Here is a 21134-nt window from a genome sequence, read left to right as displayed (position 1 = left end):
AGAAAACGAGAGACTTGTTACTCAAAATAGGAGAAATTAGTGATGAATAGTTCAGGAAACTTAAACCATCCTCTTCCCAGATCCTCGAGTTTGGCACTCTGTAATCGGTTTAACGATTTCTGTTCCTCTCATGTCTGGAGTGATTTGAAGTGTGTGGAAACTAAACTACAAGAAGTCCTTCAAGAAAATCAGAGACTAAAGTATTTACTCAATCAAACAGAAGAACGCTACACCCTAGCAATTTCCAGTAGTCAAGTCGGAGTATGGGATTGGAATTTACAGACGAATGAACTGTATATTTCGCCCAACTTGAAAGGAGTTTTGGGATATCAAGATGAAGAAATTGCCAACTATATCGAGTCTTGGATGGATTTGATTCATCCTGACGATCGAGAGATGACAAAGAAGTCAGCTCAAGAACACTTAGATGGCTCAACCCCTCTTTATGAAGTTGAACATCGGATCGTGCATAAAGATGGAAGCATTCGCTGGTTGTTGACCCGAGGAATTGCGTTTCGAGATGGTGAAGGCAAGCCTTATCGCATGGCAGGTACAGATACGGATATCACGTCTCAAAAACAGAGTTCTAATTTAATCAACAGATTGCTAGATCGCCTATTAATGGTGATTAAGACGGTGGGAGAAGGCATTACTCTGAGTGATGAAAAGGGACATTTTATGATTTTTAATCCTAAAATGGAAACTCTGACCGGATATTCTCAAGAAGAGGCGAATAAAGCGGATAACTTTTTAAACTTGTTATATCCGAACCCAGCAGATTTAAAGCAAGTGACCGCTCAGATAAATCAGGTGCGCGATCGCGGAAAAATAGAGGATGTGGAAACGGTGATTTGCACGAAAAATGGAGAACAGAAAACATTGTTGGTTTCTACCTCTATGATTTGGGAAGAAGAACGATATTGGTATTTGAGTGTTTATCGAGATATTACCGATCGCAAGCACACAGAAGAAGAATTACGCCACAATAAACGCTTTATTGAACAACTGACAGATGCTTCTCCTGAAGTCCTCTACTTGTATGATTTGCCAACGGAGAAAAATATTTATGTTAATCGCTCTCTAGAAAGTGTGCTGGGTTATTCTCCCGAAGAAGTTCAATCCCAAGGATCGATGTTTTTTGAGCAACATTATCATCCAGATGAATTGGAACATATTGAAACGATACAACAGGAGTGGTTACATTTATCCGATGGGGAAGTACAGGAGGTTGAGTATCGGATGCGCCATCGGAATGGGTCTTGGGTGTGGTTGCGATCGCGTAATATGATCTTTAAGCGCAATGCACAAGGAGTTCCGATTGAAATTTTAGGCACAGCGATTGATATTACCACCCACAAATTGATTGAATTACAACTCTGGGAGAGTGAGGCACGACTACATACGATTATTAATAGCGCTTCTGATGGCTTGCTGATTGTGGATCTTCAGGGTGTGATTCAGTTTGTTAATCCCGCAGCAGAAAAATTGTTTAATCGTCCCCTATCTAGTTTAGTCGATCACGATTTTGGTCAACCCCTAACCGTGGGGAGTGTAACAGAAATTGATTTAATTCAAGGGAAACAAGTGATGGGTGTTGGAGAAATGAGTGTTTCTCAAACCTATTGGTTGGGCGAACCCGTTTATGTGATCAGTATTCGCGATATTACAGAGCGCAGACAGGCAGAAGAGGCACTCAGAGAAAGTGAAGAACGGTTTCGTCAATTAGCCGGCAATATTCAGGATGTATTTTGGCTCGCTTCCACCCATCCCTATCAGATCGAATATATGAGTCCTGCGTATGAACAGGTTTGGGACAGATCGCTCTCAAAAGCCTATGAGCCTAATTTTTCTTGGTTAGAGAGCATTGATCCCCAAGATCGCGATCGCGTCCAAGAAACCTGGGATCGGCAAATTCAGGGCGAACATACCTTTTGCGAATATCGAATTCTTTGCCCCAATGGGGAAACTCGATGGATTTGGGATCGAGCCTTTCCCATCGAAGATCAATGGGGGAATATTGAGCGCGTTGCCGGAATTGCCGAAGATATTACCGATCGCAAACAAGCGGAAGAAGAATTAAAATATCGCCTCAAATTGGAAACTGCCTTATCTGAAGTGTCGAAATGGCTCACTCGCCATGAGACCCTCGGTTTTGACGATCTCTTGGGAATTTTAGCCCAAGCCATGGGAGCCAACCGTGTCTATTTAATTCGCTTGAATTCAGAAGAAACTCAGTTGAGTTTAACCGATGAATGGTGTGATGCTCAAAGTATATCATTTCGCGATCTGCTTCAAGATCTGGATGTGGCTCCTTTTGTCTGGTGGTTTGAGACTCTGCGCCAACAGGATATGTTGATATTTAATTCCTTTGATGATCTGCCGGCGATCGCGAAGTTAGAGAAAGCCTATTTGGAATCGTTGCAGATTGGTTCCCTCTTAGCTGTTCCCATTTGGACAGCATCCGGAAAACTCTGGGGACAGATTACATGTGAGTCTCATTGTCAGAACCCGAAACAATGGTCTGTCAAAGATAGTCGGATTTTACAGGTGGTAGGGGAAATGCTCTATACCCATACCGCCCGTCAGCAAGCCCAACTCGAGCAACAAGAGTCAATTTCTCAACAAATCCGCCAACAACAAGAGTTAGCTCGCTCTAACGCCGAATTACAGCAATTTGCTTATGTTGCTTCCCATGATTTACAGGAACCCCTGCGAGGAGTCGTGAGCTTTAGTCAACTGTTGCAGGAAGATTATGGCAATCTTCTCGATGATGAAGGGCAAAGCTATCTTCACTGTATCCTCAGTGAAGGACAACGAATGCAAAGCTTAATCCGAGATTTATTAGCCTTTTCACGGGTGGGAACTCGCGCTCAAGAGAGGCTTCCCACCGATCTTGACAAGGTCTTAGAACAGGTATGGATTAACTTAAAAGTGGCGATCGAGGAAAGTGGTGCTACGATCACCCATGATCCCTTACCCACAGTCCATGCCGATCGCTCCCAGATGGTGCAACTGTGGCAAAATTTATGCAGTAACGCCATTAAGTTTCGCAGCGATCGCCCCCTGAAGATTCATCTTGGCGCTCAACGTCAAGATTACCAGTGGTTATTTTGGGTACAAGATAACGGTATTGGTATTGATCCTTATTATGCCGAGCGCATCTTTGTCCTTTTCCAAAGGCTCCATTCCCAAAACGCTTTTCCAGGCACAGGCATTGGGTTAGCAATCTGCGATAAGATTATTCAACGCCATGGGGGAACGATTTGGGTTGAGTCCCACCTGAACCAGGGAGCGACATTTTATTTTACAATTGGCGATCGCACCTGATGACAATTTTGTACTTTGAATTACAGTTCTGAACCCGTCCATATTTTGTTGGTCGAAGACTCTCCGAGTCAAGCCGCCTTAACAGTGCGGGCATTTCGGGAAGGCTCGATGACGTATCAGATCCATGTGGTAGAAACTGGGGAACAGGCGATCGCCTTTTTATATCAGCAGAAACCCTATCAGCAAAGTCCGCGCCCCCAGATCATACTGTTAGACTTTATGTTACCGACTAAAACGGGTTTAGAAGTCTTAGCGGAGATTAAAGCCGATCTCTCTCTGAGGGTAATTCCTGTGATCGTGTTAAGCAACTCAGAGAATGAAGCCGATATTCTGTCGAGTTACGAAAATTATGCCAATTGTTATCTGAATAAACCCTCCTCTTTTTATCAGTTCCAAGACTTGATTCGCCGAGTAGAAGAGTTTTGGTTAACTTCTGTTAAGCTTCCACCCATACCCGGTACAATATTCTAACCTGAGAAGAAAATCCCAATCATGCGAATAATCCCTGAGAAGAAAATCTCAATCATGCAAATAATCACATTGAAGCTACGGTAATTGCAACATCAAGGCAGATCAAAAGGAATCTCATGTATAATTGTTTCTCAATTAGCCTTTTGTCCTGAAGATAGTCAAGGATTAAGCCTGGTGAATCAAGTTATCCTAAATATACTATTGATTGAAGATAATCCTACGGATGTTCGTCTGATTGAAACTTTACTCAGAAGGACACAAGGATGCGATTACAACATTGATCGTGTGGAAACTATGGCCGAAGCTATAGAATGGGTCTTAAAAAATTCTTATGCAGTAATTTTATTAGATTTGTCGTTGCCAGACATCAGAGGCTTAGAAACCTGTCAAGTAATGTATCAAAAAGTACCTCATGTTCCCATCATTGTGCTGACCGGCTTGGAAGATGAAATAACAGCAATATCTGCACTCAAAGTAGGGGCACAGGATTATATTTTTAAGAATGAGTTACGTCCCAATATGCTGGCCCGTGCCATTCATTATGCAATCAAGCGAAAAGAAACCCTAGAAAAATTACGGCAAAGTGAAGCTCGCTACCGAGGCATTATTGAAGATCAAACAGAATTTATTTGTCGATTCTTGGCCGATGGAACCATTACATTTATTAACCGATCCTTTAGTTTATTTTGCCATCAATCCCCAGACTCCTTAATTGGCCAGTGTGCTTCCTATGAACTGTTTGCCCAAGACTGGCATCAACTTCAGATACAACTGAGCCAAATTACCTCCAAAAGTCCCACCATTACCCTAGAATTCCCCCTCCTTGGCCATGCCCCCCATCTGATTTGGCAATCTTGGACGATTCGAGGAATTTTTACGTCCCAGAACACTTTAGCGGAATATCAGGCAGTAGGTCGAGATATTACCCACACCAAAAAAGCAGAATTGATTTTAAGAAAACAAGCCCAACAGGAAAAAATTTTTAGTATTATCACCCAAAAAATTCGCCAATCCCTTAATTTAGAGGAGATCTTAAAAACTACGGTTCAGGAAGTCCAGCAACTGCTGCAAGTAGATCGAGTGTTAATCTATGGTTTACACCCGGAACCGCAGTTAAGTGTTTTGATGGAGTCAGTCGCTCCTGATTGTACTTCAGTTTTAGGAGAAATCATTGAGGAAGTGAACCTCGAAGAAATTCTCGATTGGGGGTCAGAATCGGAGTTAAAACTGGGGGTAATTGAAGAAATTTTACCCCCAGCTCGTTCTGCATTTCAAGAAAAGTTACATCAATGGCAGGTTAAATCCCAATTGGTGATTCAAATTAAGTGCTTTGAGTTACTCACACCCGATCAAGATGTGGGGATAAAATTACCAGAAGAATTACGGCAAAAAACACCCGAATCGCTGTGGGGGCTTTTGGCCTTACAGGATTGTCGATCGCCGCGTACGTGGCCAGAAGATCAACTAGAACTGCTAAGAAAAATTACCCATCAGGTGGCGATCGCTATCCGTCAAGGACAACTGTATCAACAATTAGCTCAAACCAATCGGGTCCTTCAACAAATGGCTACCCTAGACGGCTTAACAGGTATTGCCAATCGGCGATGCTTCGATCAATACTTAGCGGTGGAATGGCGCAGACTTGCCCGTGAAGGCACTCCCCTCTCCGTTATCTTATGCGATGTCGATTATTTCAAACTCTATAATGATACCTATGGCCATCAAGCTGGAGATGATTGCTTACGGAAAGTTGCCCAGGCGATCGCCTCATCAGCCCAACGTCCAGCCGATTTAGTCGCTCGCTATGGTGGGGAAGAATTTGTGGTGCTTCTCCCCAACACTCCCTTAGATGGCGCTCTAGAAGTCGCTGACAAAATTCAGGAAGAGATTCAGGATCGAGAAATTGAGCATCTCGCTTCCCCAATTCGATCGAACTTAACGTTATCTCTAGGAGTCGCGTGCCAAACTCCTCGATTAGACATGGAACCCTATCAGCTACTGATCAATGCCGATGAAGCTCTCTATCAATCTAAAGCTCAGGGGCGCAATACCATTCAGACCCATGGATTAAGCTTGGATAATCACTCAAGATTAGTGTAGACTTTCATCAATTTTCATCAATTCAGGTATGATTCTCTTGAAGGTGCATCTAGACCATAAACTTCTTCCAGAAGTCAGGCAAAAGGCAATAAGCACAAATCGCAATAGTCATAAGACTCTATGATTGCTGCATGGCTATACTCGCTCTCTAACCCTAAATCTTAAGATGCAAAATCTGAGATGATGACAGATGTTACCTCTAAGCACTATATCCAATCTCTGATGTCTTCGTTGATTCTTATTATTGAAGAAGATCCTCCCTTCGCAAAAGAATTGAGTTTATCGACCTATCCGCCTTTAGCCGAGGTGATCTCTCCACATCAGTATGTCACGCAAACCGTCCGTGAGATCGCAGAACTGACCACGGAACAGCCCGATTTGATCGTTGTTGATGTTAACAGCAGCAACTTGAAACCTCTCACGGAGGCGCTTACTTATCAACAGAAGTGCCAAACTTACCCTCCAGCGATTTTAGCCATCAGTGAGTGCCACCAACCCAATTTTATTAGCGAAATTTTGGATCTCGGAGCTGATGATTATTTACCGAAACCCCTTCATCCTGAACTGCTCAACAAACGAATTGCCAGCTTACTGGGCATCTCTCGCCCCCAAGATCGTTGCTTAATCGACCCCTATCTTAATCAAGCGTTAAATCATCTACAAGCGCTCAATGAGCTAAAATCCCGGATTATTACCACCATCTCCCACGAATATCGCACCCCCCTCACCACTATCGGTTTATCCATTGGGATGCTAGAGCGATATCGAGATAAGTGGGATCGGGAAAAACAAAATAAGCATTTTGATCGGATTCATAAAGCCATTAACCATATGACTAGCCTCTTAGAGGATATCCTGTTTATTAAGGATGCAGATTTTGGCTTGCTGGAATTTAACCCCACACTGGTGGATGTGATTTCCCTATTTGAACAAGCGATCGCCCGGATGCAGGCGATCGCCGGTTCCCAATATTCCCTAGAATTTCTCCCCCAAGACTCAGTCCTCTCATGGATGCTCGATAGCAGCTTAATTGAGCAAATCCTCGTTCACTTACTCTCCAATGCCATTAAGTATTCTCCCGAAGGGGGAACCGTATCTGTTCGCGTGCGTTGTCTGAACAACACCATGGAATTTCAGATTCAAGATCGAGGAATTGGTATTCCTGAATCTGAGCAACAGCATCTGTTTGATTCCTTTCATCGAGGCAGCAATATTGGCAATATCGGTGGAACAGGCTTAGGACTTTCTATTGTCAAAAAAAGTGTGGATTTACACAACGGAACCATTCACATTGACAGCCAAGTGAACCAAGGAACCACCTTCACCATTACCTTACCCGCCAGACCCTAAAATTATCTCGCAATAGTGAATTAGATTCTGGGTATAATTACTAATCTTATTTTTTCTCTGCTGTTTCGCTAATTCCTGGCGACTCATTTGGTAAAATGTAATCTCAGTTACCAATAATTTCATTTGTTTATGCATCTCCGTGTGAATCGACTGCCAAGCCATCTCAGTAGGGGAATCGGGTTCATCCCCAAACCGGGGTGCAATCTGTTGCTCAAAAAAATCTTCCGCCTCCTGGCAAGCTGGAATTAATCCCTCTAAATTAGTCTTGCTTGTAGCCAGCATTAAGACTTTCCTTAAGCGTTCGAGAAAGTGCTGGTAAATCTGCTTGTGTTGTTGCCATAACATACAGGTATTTCATCCCCTCGCTTTTTTTTAAGGTGTAAAGTTATAGTATTAAATAACAGAGCATCAGAGATAACCTGAAATCAGGATCTGCATCTTTGTTATCTCCACCACCAGCTATTTTTCCATTGCGATTATCCTAATCTCGTAATCTTGAGTCCCTTCGATGATTCCGAGATTAGATTAGCTATTATCATTCCCAAAACATCCACCTGCTATGAAAACCATCACTGAACCCAACTCCCTCGATCTTACCCTTCCCCATTGGTTAACCGCTTGTTTAAACCCAGAGCAAGTTCTCGCTGAATCCATTCCTCCCCCTGAATTGCCAGAAGATCGACGCTTAATTCGGGAAGCCTTTGAATTTGCTTATCAACTCCATAAAGGACAATACCGAAAATCAGGAGAGGCCTATATTTCTCACCCGGTTGCAGTCGCGGGATTATTGCGCGAACTCGGAGGAAGTGCCCCCATGATTGCCGCCGGTTTTCTCCATGATGTGGTGGAAGATACAGAGGTAACCCCAGAAGAGTTGGAAGAGCGCTTTGGTTCAGAAGTCCGGCAATTGGTCGAAGGAGTAACCAAACTCTCTAAGTTCAAATTTTCTAGTAAAACTGAACGCCAAGCAGAAAACTTTCGGCGGATGTTTTTGGCTATGGCCCAAGATATTCGGGTGATTGTGGTGAAGTTAGCCGACCGACTTCATAATATGAGAACCCTAGAATTTATGAAGGAGGATAAACAAAGGACGATCGCCTTAGAAACCCGTGAAATTTTTGCGCCTTTAGCTAATCGCTTGGGAATCGGGCGCATTAAATGGGAACTCGAAGACCTAGCATTTAAGTATTTAGAACCCACCTACTATCGGGAAGTGCAATGCCTAGTCGCTGAAAAGCGAATAGACCGGGAAACACACCTGAAGAATGTGATTGAAATTCTAGAGATTCGGATGGAACAGATTGGCATTACCACTGTAGAAATTACGGGCCGTCCTAAACATCTGTATGGCATTTATCGCAAAATGCACAAGCAGCAAAAGGAGTTCCATGAAATTTTTGACATAGCAGGAATTCGTATAATCACTGAAAATCACGATCAATGCTATCGGGCGTTGGCGATCGTTCATGACTCTTTCCGGCCGATCCCAGGTCGATTTAAGGACTATATTGGTCTGCCGAAACCGAATCGCTATCAATCTTTGCATACGGGCGTGATTGGGCCCACCGGTCGGCCTCTAGAGGTGCAAATCCGTACCCAGGAAATGCATCAAGTGGCAGAATATGGGATTGCTGCCCATTGGAAATACAAGGAAGCCGGATCGAACTATGGTGACATGACCGATACTGATGAAAAGTTTACTTGGTTACGTCAACTGCTCGATTGGCAAAATGATCTCAAAGATGCTCAGGAATACTTAGAGAATATCAAAGATAATTTATTTGAAGATGATGTCTATGTCTTCACTCCCCGTGGGGATGTTCTATCCCTGACTTCGGGATCGTCAACGGTTGATTTTGCCTATCGAATTCACTCGGAAGTGGGCAATCATTGCTCGGGTGCTAGGGTCAATGGCCGGATGGTTCCGTTGAGTACGATGTTGAAAAATGGCGATATTGTGGAAATTTTGACGCAAAAAAATAGCCATCCTAGCTTAGATTGGCTCAATTTTGTCAAGACCGCAGGAGCGCGGAACCGAATTCGCCAATGGTACAAGCGATCGCATCGAGAAGAAAATGTTGCCCGAGGTCGGGAACTGCTGGAAAAAGAAATGGGTAAATCTGGGTTTGAAGCTCTACTCAAATCCCAACCTATGCAATGGGTTGTCGAACGCTGTAATTATCACGCTGTTGATGATTTACTCGCTGCTTTGGGTTATGGCGAGCTGACCTTAAACTTGGTCGTGAACCGTCTGCGAGATGCGATTCGCGCCACTCAACCCTTAGAACCAGAGTGTAAAGAAGGACTCAAAGGTGAGGCGGTGATTCCGTCGTCCTCTTCTGTACCTCAGTCTTCTGGTGGAGATCATAGTTCTCCGATTGTGGGAATTGAAGGCTTGCTTTATTATCTGGCTGGATGCTGTAATCCTATTCCGGGAGAATTGATTATTGGAGTGGTTACTCGGGGACGAGGAATTTCTGTTCATCGCCAAGGCTGCCAAAATGTGGAAAATGTGGAAGGAGATCGCCTGATCCCGATCAGTTGGAATGGTAAAAACCAGAAAAGAACTCCGACTGCTATGACCTATATTGTGCAAGTGCAAATCCAAACCATTGACCGGGTAGGCATTCTCAAGGATATTCTCTCTCGGTTAAGCGATCAAGGGATTAATGTGCGTAACGTGGATGTGAACACCACACCTGGGAAACCTGCAACGATCAACTTAGGGATGGAAATTCGAGATCGCCCCCAACTTGAATCTGTGTTTACTCAAATTCGCAATATGAGCGATGTCCTCAATATTCGTCGTTTGGGACAAGCAGAAGAGGCCTGTTCTGAGTCAGAATAGGAGAGGGAAATAATTAGGACAAGTGATGAGTGACACGGTAGATACGAATCCTTTTGAGAGTTTAAACACCGAAAGTGCCCTAGAAAACTTAGGGGATGATTATTACGATCCCGTGGTACCTGCCCAATTTCCTCAACATATTCTACGATGGCGAAATAACGATCTGCTTGTGCAAATGGGACTCAATCCCCAGCAAGTGAGCGATCGCCATTTTATCGACTTTTTTGGTAAATTTGAAAGCGGTCGCCCTTGTTTAGCTCTCAAATATCATGGTTATCAATTTGGAGAATACAACCCCTGGTTAGGCGATGGTCGGGGGTTTTTGTATGGCCAGGTACAAGCAGTTGATGGCCAATTGTATGATTTTGGCACAAAAGGATCGGGCATGACTCCCTATTCCAGGGGGGCAGATGGACGGTTGACGCTCAAGGGGGGAGTACGGGAAATATTAGCGGGGGAAATGTTGCATCGATTAGGGGTAAATACCTCTCGCTGTTTAAGTCTGATCGAAACGGGAGAGTCATTATGGCGAGGGGATGAACCGTCTCCAGCCAGATCATCCGTGATGGTACGCTGGAGTTGCTCCCATATCCGCTTTGGTACGTTTGAGCGGCTGCGATATTTCGAGCGATCGGATTTAATCACCAAACTCTTAGATCATGTCATTGAAACCTATTATCCAGCGCCCTTCCCTCTAGTGCAGCCGGAATCTGCACGCGATCGCTACATCCGATTTTACGATCAATTGGTGCAACGAGTCGCCCAACTCGCTGCTCAATGGATGGCCGCAGGCTTTTGTCATGGGGTTTTAAATACCGATAATATGTCGATTACCGGTGAAAGTTTTGACTATGGGCCCTATGCCTTTATTCCCCATTACGATCCTAATTTCACAGCCGCTTATTTCGATTATTCTGGACGCTACAGTTATGGGAATCAACCTTTGATTTGTCAACTCAATTTAGAACTACTCAGTGTCGCTCTGGCTAAAGTGATCCCCAAAACTGCTATGCAAGAGAGTTTAGAACAGTTTAAGGTTCATTATGAACAGGCTTACCAGCAACTCATATTACATCGGCTAGGGTTAGATTGCGATCAAGTGGAGGAAAAAGAAGCTCAGGAGTTAGTCGAGTTAACCCTAAAATTACTCAAAGATACTCAGAAAGGATACCCTCAATTTTTTATGGGGCTGCGCGATCGCTTTGATCCCATTTGGTCAAAACATATAGATGAAATTCCCAACTGGTCTAGCGCTGGCCCTAGTTCAATTTGGCAGGCTTGGAAAATCTTGTATCATAGGGTATTAGGTCGAAACGGCGAAGAAAAATTAGCTGAAATTGGCGATCGCCTGCAAAAGGCTAATCCGCAAGTCGATCTGTTAAGGCCAGCGATCGAAGCCATATGGAACCCCATTATGGTGGATGATAATTGGCAACCATTCATCAACTTTTTAGAACAACTTTAACCTTAATCTAGTGAAGTCTTAAAGTTTAAAAAAAATCACTTTTTCTGTATATTCACGAATAATGCATCTTTAACTTTGTCATTATGATTCGTTTCTTTAAAAAAAGTCTGCTTAAAAAACTCGCTATTTATTATTCCAGTCTCTCGTTTTTAATTCTGGTTCTTGTTGCAGGTAGCGCTTATATCCTAGCCCGTTCTTCCCTCAAACAATCTATGATTAATCAGCTTGGATTAGCTGTTTCGATCAAAGAAAACGAAATCAATCAATGGTTTTTACTACAGTTGGAAGATGCATTTTTATTGGCCAAACTTCCAGAAATCATTGATCAAATCGATGTTTTTTTTAATTCTAAATCCGATCCTAGCCTCTCTCAAGACATCATTCATGAACAGATCAAAGATATCTTAATTAAAGTCACCGATATTAAATCTAACATAAAAATTGCCTCTATTGTAAGTAATCAAGGCATTGTCCTTATCTCAACTAATCCTTTTCTAGAAAAAACCTACCAGCCATTAGGACATCTAACCACTTATGTAACGAACCGAGAAGATCCCATCAACCCCATCTTTTATAATTCTGTTCTGACTCAAAATAAAGCAATTACTTTTGTGACTCCAATTTATAGAGACAATCGGAAAATTGCTTATCTTTCCATAGAACTAGACTTGGGTGAAGTTGATAAAGTTCTTCATAATAGTAAAGATTATGACCAGGAGAATCAGATTTACTTGATTGGTCGGATTGGTGGAAAAAATACATTTGTAAACTCCCTAAACTTAGGGGATGAAAATCAAGATCGCCCCATTCGTAGTGTAGCCATTGACTCTGTTCTTAAAGGTCAAAATGGAACCGGATTATATATGAATCATGAAAATGTTCCAGTCTTAGGCTTTTATCGGTGGCTCGAAGATAAAAACATGGGTTTAGTGGCTGAAATTCCTCAAAAGCAAGCATTTGATCTGGCAGAAAAGTTAGCTCGCCAAATCCTGATGATTGGCTGCCTTTTTTTGATTATTATTCTAATAATGATCTATATTATTTCCCGCAAATTAGTAAAACCTATTGCCGAAATATCCGAAGCAGCTATAAGAATTTCTCAAGGAAACTTTAATTTTAATGTACCGGTATTGAGTAAAGATGAAATTGGTACGCTGGCAATGAGCTTTAATGTAATGACACAAAAGCTCAATCAATCCTTTCAGGAATTAGAATTAATCAATGAACAGCTAAAAGTGAATATCGACCAACTCAAAAAAGCTAATGAAATTGCCGAAAAAGCGAATCAAGTCAAAAGTGAGTTTATTAGTCAAATGAGTCATGAATTACGGACTCCCTTAAATAGTATTTTAGGATTCAGCCAAATCTTGCGTGAAGAGCAGGAGTTTTCGGACAATCAAAACCATCTAATCGAAGGAATTTCTAGTGGTGGCTATAAGCTTTTAGAATTAATAAATAATGTTATTTCTATCTGCAATGAAGAAGAGAAAACTGCATCGACATACCTGAGTGTTGTAGCCATCAATGATATCATTAATGAACTGGTTGGTAAATTTGACAGTCAATTGTCTTTTCAAAATGTGTCCCTAATTTGCACAGTGGATTCAGAAGTTCCCGCCTGGATTCAAATCGAGGCTTATCCTTTACAAACCATTCTTAGATATTTGTTAGACAATGCAGCCAAATTCACCTCTGAAGGTGAGATCGCTATCCAGGTCACTCTATTAGATCGGGAGAGAGTCGATCGGCTCTCTCAAAATATTCCTGATTATTTGAATTTCAATCCAAATACAGTCAATTGGATAACCTGGAAAATTAAAGATACAGGCTGTGGGATTAAACCTGAAGAACTAGATCATTTATTTGAACCTTTTTCACGTCATGTTAAGACGGGAGACTTTCAAGAAGGAATGGGATTAGGCTTACCTATATGCCAGAAGTTAGTTAAGCAAATGGGCGGCCAAATTCAGCTTGAGAGTCAGGTGGATATAGGAACAACGGCAACCGTTATTCTACCCTTCCAAAAGCTGGAAGAAAGTGCTCAGATGCAACTTAACACTCAAGAAGAAAAGCAAGAACAACAACCCAGTAACCATTTCATTCGCAGTTCTGTGGACTCTTGGGAAAAATTGAGGGAATTCATGCAGTCTATATCGGTGACTTGGCTGGAAAAAATGTATAAAGCCTGTTGTGAAGCTGACGATCAAAAAGTGCTAGAGCTGCTGGATGAATTACCTGAATCTGAAGTAGAAATTAAAGATCAAATCGGCGAACTCGCTCACAATTATCGGTTAGATAAAATTCTGGATCTAATTGAACCTTTGTTACTTAAGGATTAGGCGGTTTTCGACGATCGCGCCCTGCTTGAAACCCCAACTCAACTAATCCTCCGATCGCTGCTCCCCAGACTAACATAGACCAGTTGGCTTGAGTCCAAAAACTCATCGACCCATAAGCTAAAAACGCTGTAATCACCGCATTCCGAAGAATCCGAGTCCAATCTAAAGTTTTCATCAAGACCGTGATAAAACCCTGTTATAGCATTGTATAACATCAAGGAACCTCTTACTGAAGATGCAGTCATGGAAGGCCTAACCCTTATCTTATCGAGTTTATTCCTAGTGGGATCGCCTTCTGGACTATTGGTCGATCAAATCACCCAATCTCTGCTTAAATCTACCTTTGATAGGGCAGAAACTTGGCATGTGCGAGTCGATAATGCTCCCGTTCATCGACTGCTACAAGGTCAAGCGGAACAGGTAAGGATTGCTGGCAGAGGGATTTGGCTCACTGACGACTTACAAATGGCTAAACTAGAAATAGAAACCGATGCCATTGATTTAAATCTAGACGATTTGAGAAATCGCCCCAGCTTTTCCCTCCTAGAGCAACCCTTACAAGCGGGAATTAACATTGGCTTCACAGATGCAGCGCTCAACGAGTGGTTAAACTCACCCCAAATGAGTGACTTTCTGCGTCAACTGGGAATTTCTTCCCTCCCTCGCCTGGCAGCCGCCCAACTGGAGCGCTATCATATCGTTAACCCAGAAATCACCTTTTTAGACAACCGGATACGGCTTCAAGTCCAACTCCAGCAAATCCCCAACTCGGACACTGAATCCTCCTCCCAACCCTTTGAACTTGAGCTTGCTGTTGAATCCGGTTTCACTATCATAAAAGGGTGGGGTTTAGAACTCGTCGATCTGGAGGTCACCGTCAACCAAGAACCGGTTCCTCCCCTAATCACAAACCTGATTCAACGGGGAGTTCGCGAACAAGTTGACCTCCGGACCCTCGAATCAAACTCCGTAATCCTGCGCCTATTGCAGATGCACATTACTCCAGGTCAACTGGAAATCGCTGGATTTCTTAGAATTCAGCCCTTTGAGCCTTCAGACAATCCTGATTTAGAGGAGTAGACCTCGATCCATATCATATGTTGGTAATGGGCAGAAGGGAAAACCTGGTTTACCCTATTTCCTATTCCCTATTCCCTATTACCTATTCCCTCGTGTATTCAACATCGCGCAACTCAATAAGGACGGTAATTATGGAACAACCCAAACAAAATCGCGGTATTCATATTGGCCTAGTCGTCGGACTATCGGCCTTAATTCTAGGGTCTGGAGGGGGTACAGCCTGGTGGATGATTAATTCTATGCAGGCCCCTAACAGTTCATCTTCGATCCTAGAAGAAGTCAAACCTATCCCATCGGACAATAATATCCCTCGAGCCTATTGGCTTAAAGATACGGGGAATAGTTTAGAGTTGGTCTCTACACCTGTGCAGATGAAAACAATTGGGTCATCCGAAGAGCAGTTGACCCTGGCCTTGAAAACGGTTTTAGAAGCTCCTGCCGGTCCGGAAATGTCGAGTACTATTCCCCCAGGCACAACTGTGTTAAGTTTAGAGCAGAAATCTGATGGTATTCACCTGGATTTTTCCCGGGAATTTACCACAGGAGGCGGCAGCGCCTCAATGACAGGACGATTAGGGCAAATTTTGTATACAGCCACCAGTTTAGACCCAGATGCCCAAATTTGGCTGTCTGTTGAAGGTGAACCCTTGGAGTATTTAGGGGGTGGAGGCTTGGAAATTCAGCAACCCATGACTCGCGCAGTCTATGACCAAGAGTTTGCCCTTTAGGAGATCAGTTGTTTGCCCGTCATACTAAAACTTCGGAAGTGACGGGCTTGTTGTTCAATCCGACTGGCGATGCGATCGCAGACTAAATTACACAATTCAAAGATTAATTCGTCTTTAACGCTATAGTAAGCAGATGTTCCTTCCGATCGTCGTTTCAGAATTCCTGCTTGTAACATCAGTTTGAGGTGCTTGGAGACGTTCGCTTGACTGGTTTGGGTGGCTTCGACTAATTCTTGTACACAATGCTCGCGATCGCGCAATAAGTTTAAAAGCTTTAAGCGCATCGGTTCTGAGAGAATACTGAAATATTCAGCCACTTGATCGACGACTTCTTGGGGAACCTGTTGGGATGCCATGTTGATTAAAGTCTTAATGACAATGAATGGGCAGTTGTTCCTCAAATTGTAGCAATTTATTGATCAATGGCAATAGGGTCATGAAGTAAGGGCATTAAGGCTAAACCGATGCAAAACTTCCAGTCAGTATCAGACCATCAGCTAGAAGGAATGGTTTTGATGATTCCGACAAAATATGGTGGTAGAAAGGCCTACGTTTACTCTGGCTACCGAGGCCAGTTCTTCTGGCAAATCAACAACGAGTCATGTACAGATTGGCTGGCACGATTCTACTTTGAGAATGATCCTCTCAAACCAGGTGAATCCAGCAATGTGAAAATTCAGCTTGCGGGGACAATAATGGAATTGGGCAGGAAGACGGGTATGCCCGCAGGGAGACAGTTTGGCCTACGAGAAGGATCGAGGATAATTGGAGTAGGGGTTATCACTGCTTCCCTATACCCAGCTCCCCAATGAAAAAAACCTTCTTTTGTCAAGTGGTAGGGTGGGCAGCCCACCCTACTGGCTTAGGCTACGAAACGGTTTGATAAACGGTGGTTAGTTTATGGAGTTGGTTCACGAGCAGACTCAGGAATAAGCCGACATCAGTAACCACACCAATCGATTCTAACGAACCGCGATCGCTTAATTTGGTCACGACGGCTGGACTAATATCCACGCAAACCATTTTTACACCCGCAGGAGTCATATTGCCGACACCGATGGAATGGAGCATGGATGAGAGCATCAGCACCATATCCGCACCTTGTAGGAGTTGGGCATACTCTTGTTGGGCCGCGATCATATTCATTTGGGTATCGGGTAAGGGACCATCATCGCGGATGGAACCCGCTAAGACAAAGGGTACTTGATTCTGGACACATTCATACATCACCCCTTTGGTTAAGACTCCAGATTCTACCGCTTGGGCAATGCTGCCACAGCGACGAATCTTATTAATCACCTTCAGATGATGACGATGCCCTCCTTGTACGGCTACGCCTTGATTCATATCCACACCCAAGGACGTTCCCATTAGTGCTTGTTCAATATCATGGACGGCGATCGCATTTCCACCCAGTAGCACTTGTATATAGCCTTCCCGGATCAGCGTCGCTAAGTGCTGTCCGCCACCAGTATGAATAACCACCGGGCCAGCCGTTACCACGACTTTACCGCCTTGATCGCGAATATGGCGCAACTCCCAAGCCACCTGCTCAACCATTAATTCTACGCGGCGCTCGCTGGAGACACCACCACTCATAAAGCTAAATTCTTGAGGGGCTTTTTGATCCCGGTTTTCCACCTTATGCAGTGTACGAATGCCACGAGTACCGACAATTACATCTTCACCGATGACCAGGTCTCGTATTAATTTACATTGAGCCACTGGTCCTTCATCCGTATAGGTGACGGCGATCGAAGCATCCATGCGTTGTTTTTGTACCTTCACCCAAGTACCATTTATCCGCACTTCTGTGGGATAGATGGTACTGACATAGAAATCATCTGGTGCAGTTCCGGGTTGGGGAACCGGTTCGCGTCGCGATTCTTGCTCGTCTTCAGATGCTGGTATTGCCCCCAAGTCAATCAATTGGGACATAATATCATCAAGCACTTCAGCCGAAGGAGCAGACACTTTCACATCCGCTTCGGAAGGACTTTGCCGTTGTTCGCCCAAATTGAAGTTCAAAACCTTGAAGCTACCGCCACCATCCACGATCAAATCTAACGCCCGGTTCATTAATCCTGCATCGAGTAAATGGCCGACCATGTGAATGGTACGGGTATCAATTTGCGTGGTAGCGTGGAGTTCCGTGCGTACCGGTTCCGTAATTCGCAGGGTGAGACATTTCGATGCGCCCCCAGCTTTCAAAAATTCCGTTAACGGGGTTTCAATGACTCGGAAACCGGCAGCTTCTAAGCGATTTCTTAAATCTTGACTGGCTTTATTGAGAATGACAATATCGTTAATATTGACCGCATTGCAAGCAAAAGTAACGGCATCGGGTTCACTAATGGCAATCCGTTTTTCGGCCGGAACCCGCATTTCAATCAGGCGATTAGAATATCCATCAAAGGCAGGTGGGTAGTAGAGCAGATAGCCACCGCTTAAGGGACAGAAACAGGTATCGAGATGGTAGAAGCGCTCATCCATTAACCGTAAGGAAAGAACTTCCACATCTAACCATTCAGCGATCGCCGGATGAGCATCCAATTCAGACCGGAATCCATACCCAGCCCACAACCATCTTCCTTCCCGGTCAAATAAAGCATCACCTGCTCCTTCAAAAGGTACATCTTTCGGTAATTCATAGACAGTAAATCCTTGAGATTCAAACCAGGTCTTAAAATGAGGTTCTTCTCCTTGTCGTTCAGGGTGATAAAATCGGCTAAGAACAACCGTCTTACCCAGTACTAAACCTGCATTAGCGGTAAACACCATATCCGGCCATCCCTGTTCCGGTTTGACCAATTCTACGATGGCATGTTCTTTAATAATATGGTGAAGTTTGGTCCATTGTTCTACAGCTATAGAACGAGAGGATTTGTGAATATTTCCTTCCATCCAAGGATTAATGACATAATCCACATCATAGTGTTCAGGATCACACATTAAAAAGCGAATTTGATCGGTCATAATTCAATTTAAGATAGGGTAGACGCGAAGGGTAACCAGTCAAGGAAGGAGGCAAGAGGCAAAAGGCAAAAGGCAATGCAAGAAAACGGGATTCCACACTTTCCTTGAATAGCCTATATAAGCGTCTCATTCAATTGCTTTACCCCCATTTGAGTCTATCGGTTTTCTGTTTTTTAGGCTGAAAACGGTTAAGATGGTTAAGCCTTATGCCAACCCAATATCTTATCATAGTTAAAACCATTTCTTGGGAAAGAGTCAGGATTTCATAACGAATTGAGGTAAAGACGTTGGCTAAAGATCAAATCTTAATTGTGGGAGGAACCGGAAGAATTGGTCATCATGTGGCCCAAGATTTACAAGGGCGTATGGGGGCAAAGATTGTAGTTACAGGTCGTCAGCGTCCGAGGCATGATTGGGATTTCATTGGGCAATTTTTGGCTCTTGATTTAGGGAACCGGGAGCAGCTCAAAGAGGCGATCGCCGAAAGTCAACTGGTAATTCATTGCGCTGGGCCGTTTCACCATCGGGACGCTAGGGTTCTCAAGAATTGTATTGAGCAAGGGGTGGATTATCTGGATGTTAGCGATCATCGCTCATTTACCCAAAAAGCATTGGCCTTAGCCCCCGCAGCTCAAGAAGCGGGAATTACTGCCATTGTCAATACGGGAGTTTTTCCGGGCATTTCTAATGGCATGGTACGGCAAGCGGTAGACCCATTTGATCGAGTAGAAACGATTCGCCTATATTATGCCGTAGGAGGGTCTGGAGGCGCAGGAATAACGGTGATGCGAACAACATTTTTAGGCCTGCAACATCCGTTTTTAGCCTGGATAGGGGGACAATGGCAAACGATCGCCCCCTACAGCGATCGCCAAATTATTGACTTTGGTCCCCCATTCGATCGCCTGGGAGTCTATTGGTACGATGTCCCCGAAGCTTGGACATTAGCGGAAAGTTTCCCCGTAAAGAATGTGATTACTAAATTCGGCTCTGCACCCGATATTTACAACCGTTTAACGGCTCTGATGACTAAATTACCCGAATCTTGGATTAATCATCCTTGGGTCATTGAAGGACTCTCCCAAATTAGTTATCGCATGACCCAAGTTAGCGATCGCTTCTCTGGTGTCGGTATTGTCATGATTGTCGAAGTGGAAGGAGAGCGCCAGGGTAAACCGGCCCAATATCAAAGCCGATTTTACCATCCTCATACAGCGATCGCTGCCGGATGGGGCACAGGAACCTTAGCTGAATGGATTTGGCAGGGAAAACTGAAAAAACCAGGGGTTTGGCCCGTTGAACAAGCCATCAGCTCAGACGACTTCGTCGAGATGATGCGATCGCGAAGTGAAACGGAGTTTTATCGCGCTAGCAATCTAGATTTCCAAAACACTTGGAGAGATCTTTAGAGCATTTTATCAACTGTAGGGGCAAAAATTTTTTTGCCCCTACAAATCATTCTTTTAGACCCATTACCCATTTCAACGCAATCGCACATGACGGCTCCAACGAGTCTTATTCCAAAGCCACAAAAATGCCACCCCCCCTACAATTGCCCCCAAATTCCACTTAACCGACTTTTTCATCAGTGTCAACCGTTGTGCTCTCCTCTGACTTCTCAATTGCCCCTCCCATGCCCGTTGGGTTTGTACCAAATCCTGCTGTAATTGTTTCTTAAATTCTTGGGGATTATCACGGATAGGCAAGACCCGATTCGGAAATATCCAAACCCTTAATTCATTTAAATCTTCGATGGATTGGCTTTGTTGAAGACGCTCCTGAGCATCGGCAAAAACCTGATGGTGTTCAAGGAGTTGGGACTGTAACTGAGCCTGATTCATCCCCTCGATTTTCCAAGTTTGACGAATTCCCACAGGAACCATCAATAAATAACCCAAACCCACCAACAACATCATCCGAGATAAAAAACGCCATAACCTTAACTCCCAACGATCCACATAACCCCAGCGACCATAAAGAATACACACCAATCCCAATAAAGGAAACCAGCATCCCTCAACCAAATGTCCCATCGTCTCCAATACCCAAACCGGATTGAAGGGTTGGAAAGGAATAAACAGAATAATTGTATTAATCACTGTTAAACCCAAGAGCGTGTACCCTACCATAGGAAGTAGCACAAGCGTGCGGTTAAAAACAGCTTCAGAAAGAAACAATCCTGAATCCTTGGGATGGAGAGGATCTTGGAACCAGGGAGGAGCTAATTTCTGAGTTGGGGGATTGGGCTTGGGTTGTTGCTCTAGCATAGGAATAGCAATGGATGACTGAGGGTGAAAGGCTTCTAGAACCGATAAGATACACTGAGGTTGCTCTAGACTTATGGTAGCTGATCCTGAATTCTCCTCTACATCTGCATCCATTCAGCAGTCATTTAACTTTGGGTGACATCATGATAAATAAGGATCTCTGATGTAGAGATCTCTGAGCTT

The 21134-nt window shown here is 43.8% G+C and carries 16 protein-coding genes; 11 read left to right on the top strand and 5 right to left on the bottom strand.

The genetic code is table 11. The annotated features are described in order from the left end of the window. The first annotated feature begins 42 nt into the window (after positions 1-42). From J7529_RS07875 to J7529_RS07860, 4 genes are all read left to right on the top strand, one after another. Positions 43-3327, top strand: coding sequence for a PAS domain S-box protein (locus J7529_RS07875; protein ID WP_318728532.1), 3285 nt, complete (start codon positions 43-45; stop codon positions 3325-3327). Between the two features lie 15 nt (positions 3328-3342). Beyond that, positions 3343-3798 carry a response regulator gene (locus tag J7529_RS07870; protein ID WP_318728531.1) on the top strand — a complete coding sequence of 152 codons (456 nt, stop codon included), beginning with the start codon at positions 3343-3345 and terminating at the stop codon, positions 3796-3798. 174 nt (positions 3799-3972) lie between these two features. Next, complete coding sequence (locus tag J7529_RS07865; RefSeq protein ID WP_318728530.1) at positions 3973-5898, top strand: diguanylate cyclase domain-containing protein; 1926 nt, start codon at positions 3973-3975, stop codon at positions 5896-5898. A 180-nt stretch (positions 5899-6078) separates the two neighbouring features. Further along, positions 6079-7248: an ATP-binding protein gene (locus J7529_RS07860; protein WP_318728529.1), complete on the top strand. Its 1170-nt coding sequence runs from the start codon at positions 6079-6081 to the stop codon at positions 7246-7248. Here J7529_RS07860 and patD read toward each other — a convergent pair. Continuing rightward, entirely contained in the window at positions 7231-7593 is a 363-nt protein-coding gene (gene patD, locus J7529_RS07855; RefSeq protein ID WP_318728528.1) for a heterocyst frequency control protein PatD, read from the bottom strand. The genes J7529_RS07860 and patD overlap by 18 nt on opposite strands. A gap of 214 nt (positions 7594-7807) precedes the next feature. On the opposite strand from patD, the gene J7529_RS07850 reads away from it, so the two are divergent. The 3 genes from J7529_RS07850 to J7529_RS07840 all read left to right on the top strand — a co-directional run bounded on the left by J7529_RS07850 (position 7808) and on the right by J7529_RS07840 (position 13900). Further along, positions 7808-10096, top strand: a complete 2289-nt coding sequence (locus J7529_RS07850) for a bifunctional (p)ppGpp synthetase/guanosine-3',5'-bis(diphosphate) 3'-pyrophosphohydrolase (RefSeq protein WP_318728527.1) — start codon at positions 7808-7810, stop codon at positions 10094-10096. A gap of 25 nt (positions 10097-10121) precedes the next feature. Then, positions 10122-11561 (top strand): protein adenylyltransferase SelO, encoded by a 1440-nt coding sequence (locus tag J7529_RS07845; protein ID WP_318728526.1) that lies wholly within the window; start codon positions 10122-10124, stop codon positions 11559-11561. Positions 11562-11644: 83 nt separating this feature from the next. Next, positions 11645-13900 carry a sensor histidine kinase gene (locus tag J7529_RS07840; RefSeq protein ID WP_318728525.1) on the top strand — a complete coding sequence of 752 codons (2256 nt, stop codon included), beginning with the start codon at positions 11645-11647 and terminating at the stop codon, positions 13898-13900. On the opposite strand, the gene J7529_RS07835 is transcribed toward J7529_RS07840, so the two are convergent. Continuing rightward, the gene (locus J7529_RS07835; RefSeq protein ID WP_318728524.1) at positions 13890-14075 is read right to left on the bottom strand and encodes a hypothetical protein; all 186 of its coding nucleotides are present in this window, start codon (positions 14073-14075) and stop codon (positions 13890-13892) included. The two genes, J7529_RS07840 and J7529_RS07835, sit on opposite strands and share 11 nt — an antisense overlap. A gap of 68 nt (positions 14076-14143) precedes the next feature. Here J7529_RS07835 and J7529_RS07830 point away from each other — a divergent pair, with 68 nt between their 5' ends. Together J7529_RS07830 and J7529_RS07825 are read left to right on the top strand one after the other, a co-directional pair. Continuing rightward, the gene (locus J7529_RS07830; RefSeq protein ID WP_318728523.1) at positions 14144-14980 is read left to right on the top strand and encodes a DUF2993 domain-containing protein; all 837 of its coding nucleotides are present in this window, start codon (positions 14144-14146) and stop codon (positions 14978-14980) included. Between the two features lie 131 nt (positions 14981-15111). After that, positions 15112-15708, top strand: coding sequence for a GerMN domain-containing protein (locus tag J7529_RS07825; RefSeq protein ID WP_318728522.1), 597 nt, complete (start codon positions 15112-15114; stop codon positions 15706-15708). Here J7529_RS07825 and J7529_RS07820 read toward each other — a convergent pair. Continuing rightward, a complete protein-coding gene (locus J7529_RS07820; RefSeq protein ID WP_271944434.1) occupies positions 15705-16064 on the bottom strand; it encodes an ArsR/SmtB family transcription factor in 360 nt (119 codons plus the stop codon). The two genes, J7529_RS07825 and J7529_RS07820, sit on opposite strands and share 4 nt — an antisense overlap. Positions 16065-16172: 108 nt before the next feature. Here J7529_RS07820 and J7529_RS24650 point away from each other — a divergent pair, with 108 nt between their 5' ends. Beyond that, positions 16173-16520, top strand: coding sequence for a hypothetical protein (locus J7529_RS24650; RefSeq protein ID WP_413038836.1), 348 nt, complete (start codon positions 16173-16175; stop codon positions 16518-16520). 55 nt (positions 16521-16575) lie between these two features. Here J7529_RS24650 and J7529_RS07815 read toward each other — a convergent pair whose 3' ends face one another. Then, positions 16576-18684 carry a TIGR00300 family protein gene (locus tag J7529_RS07815; RefSeq protein ID WP_318728521.1) on the bottom strand — a complete coding sequence of 703 codons (2109 nt, stop codon included), beginning with the start codon at positions 18682-18684 and terminating at the stop codon, positions 16576-16578. 287 nt (positions 18685-18971) lie between these two features. Between J7529_RS07815 and J7529_RS07810 the strand changes: the two genes are divergently transcribed. Further along, the gene (locus J7529_RS07810) at positions 18972-20093 is read left to right on the top strand and encodes a saccharopine dehydrogenase family protein (protein WP_318728520.1); all 1122 of its coding nucleotides are present in this window, start codon (positions 18972-18974) and stop codon (positions 20091-20093) included. Between the two features lie 72 nt (positions 20094-20165). Here the strand turns inward: J7529_RS07810 and J7529_RS07805 are convergent, their stop codons facing one another. Continuing rightward, positions 20166-21065: an HpsJ family protein gene (locus J7529_RS07805; RefSeq protein ID WP_318728519.1), complete on the bottom strand. Its 900-nt coding sequence runs from the start codon at positions 21063-21065 to the stop codon at positions 20166-20168. Positions 21066-21134: the final 69 nt, after the last annotated feature.

It is taken from the genome of Roseofilum sp. Guam (assembly GCF_017746735.1).
Classification (GTDB): Bacteria; Cyanobacteriota; Cyanobacteriia; order Cyanobacteriales; family Desertifilaceae; genus Roseofilum; species Roseofilum reptotaenium.
Note: the sequence above shows the minus strand (reverse complement) of the source record. Positions and strands in the feature narration are given on the sequence as shown.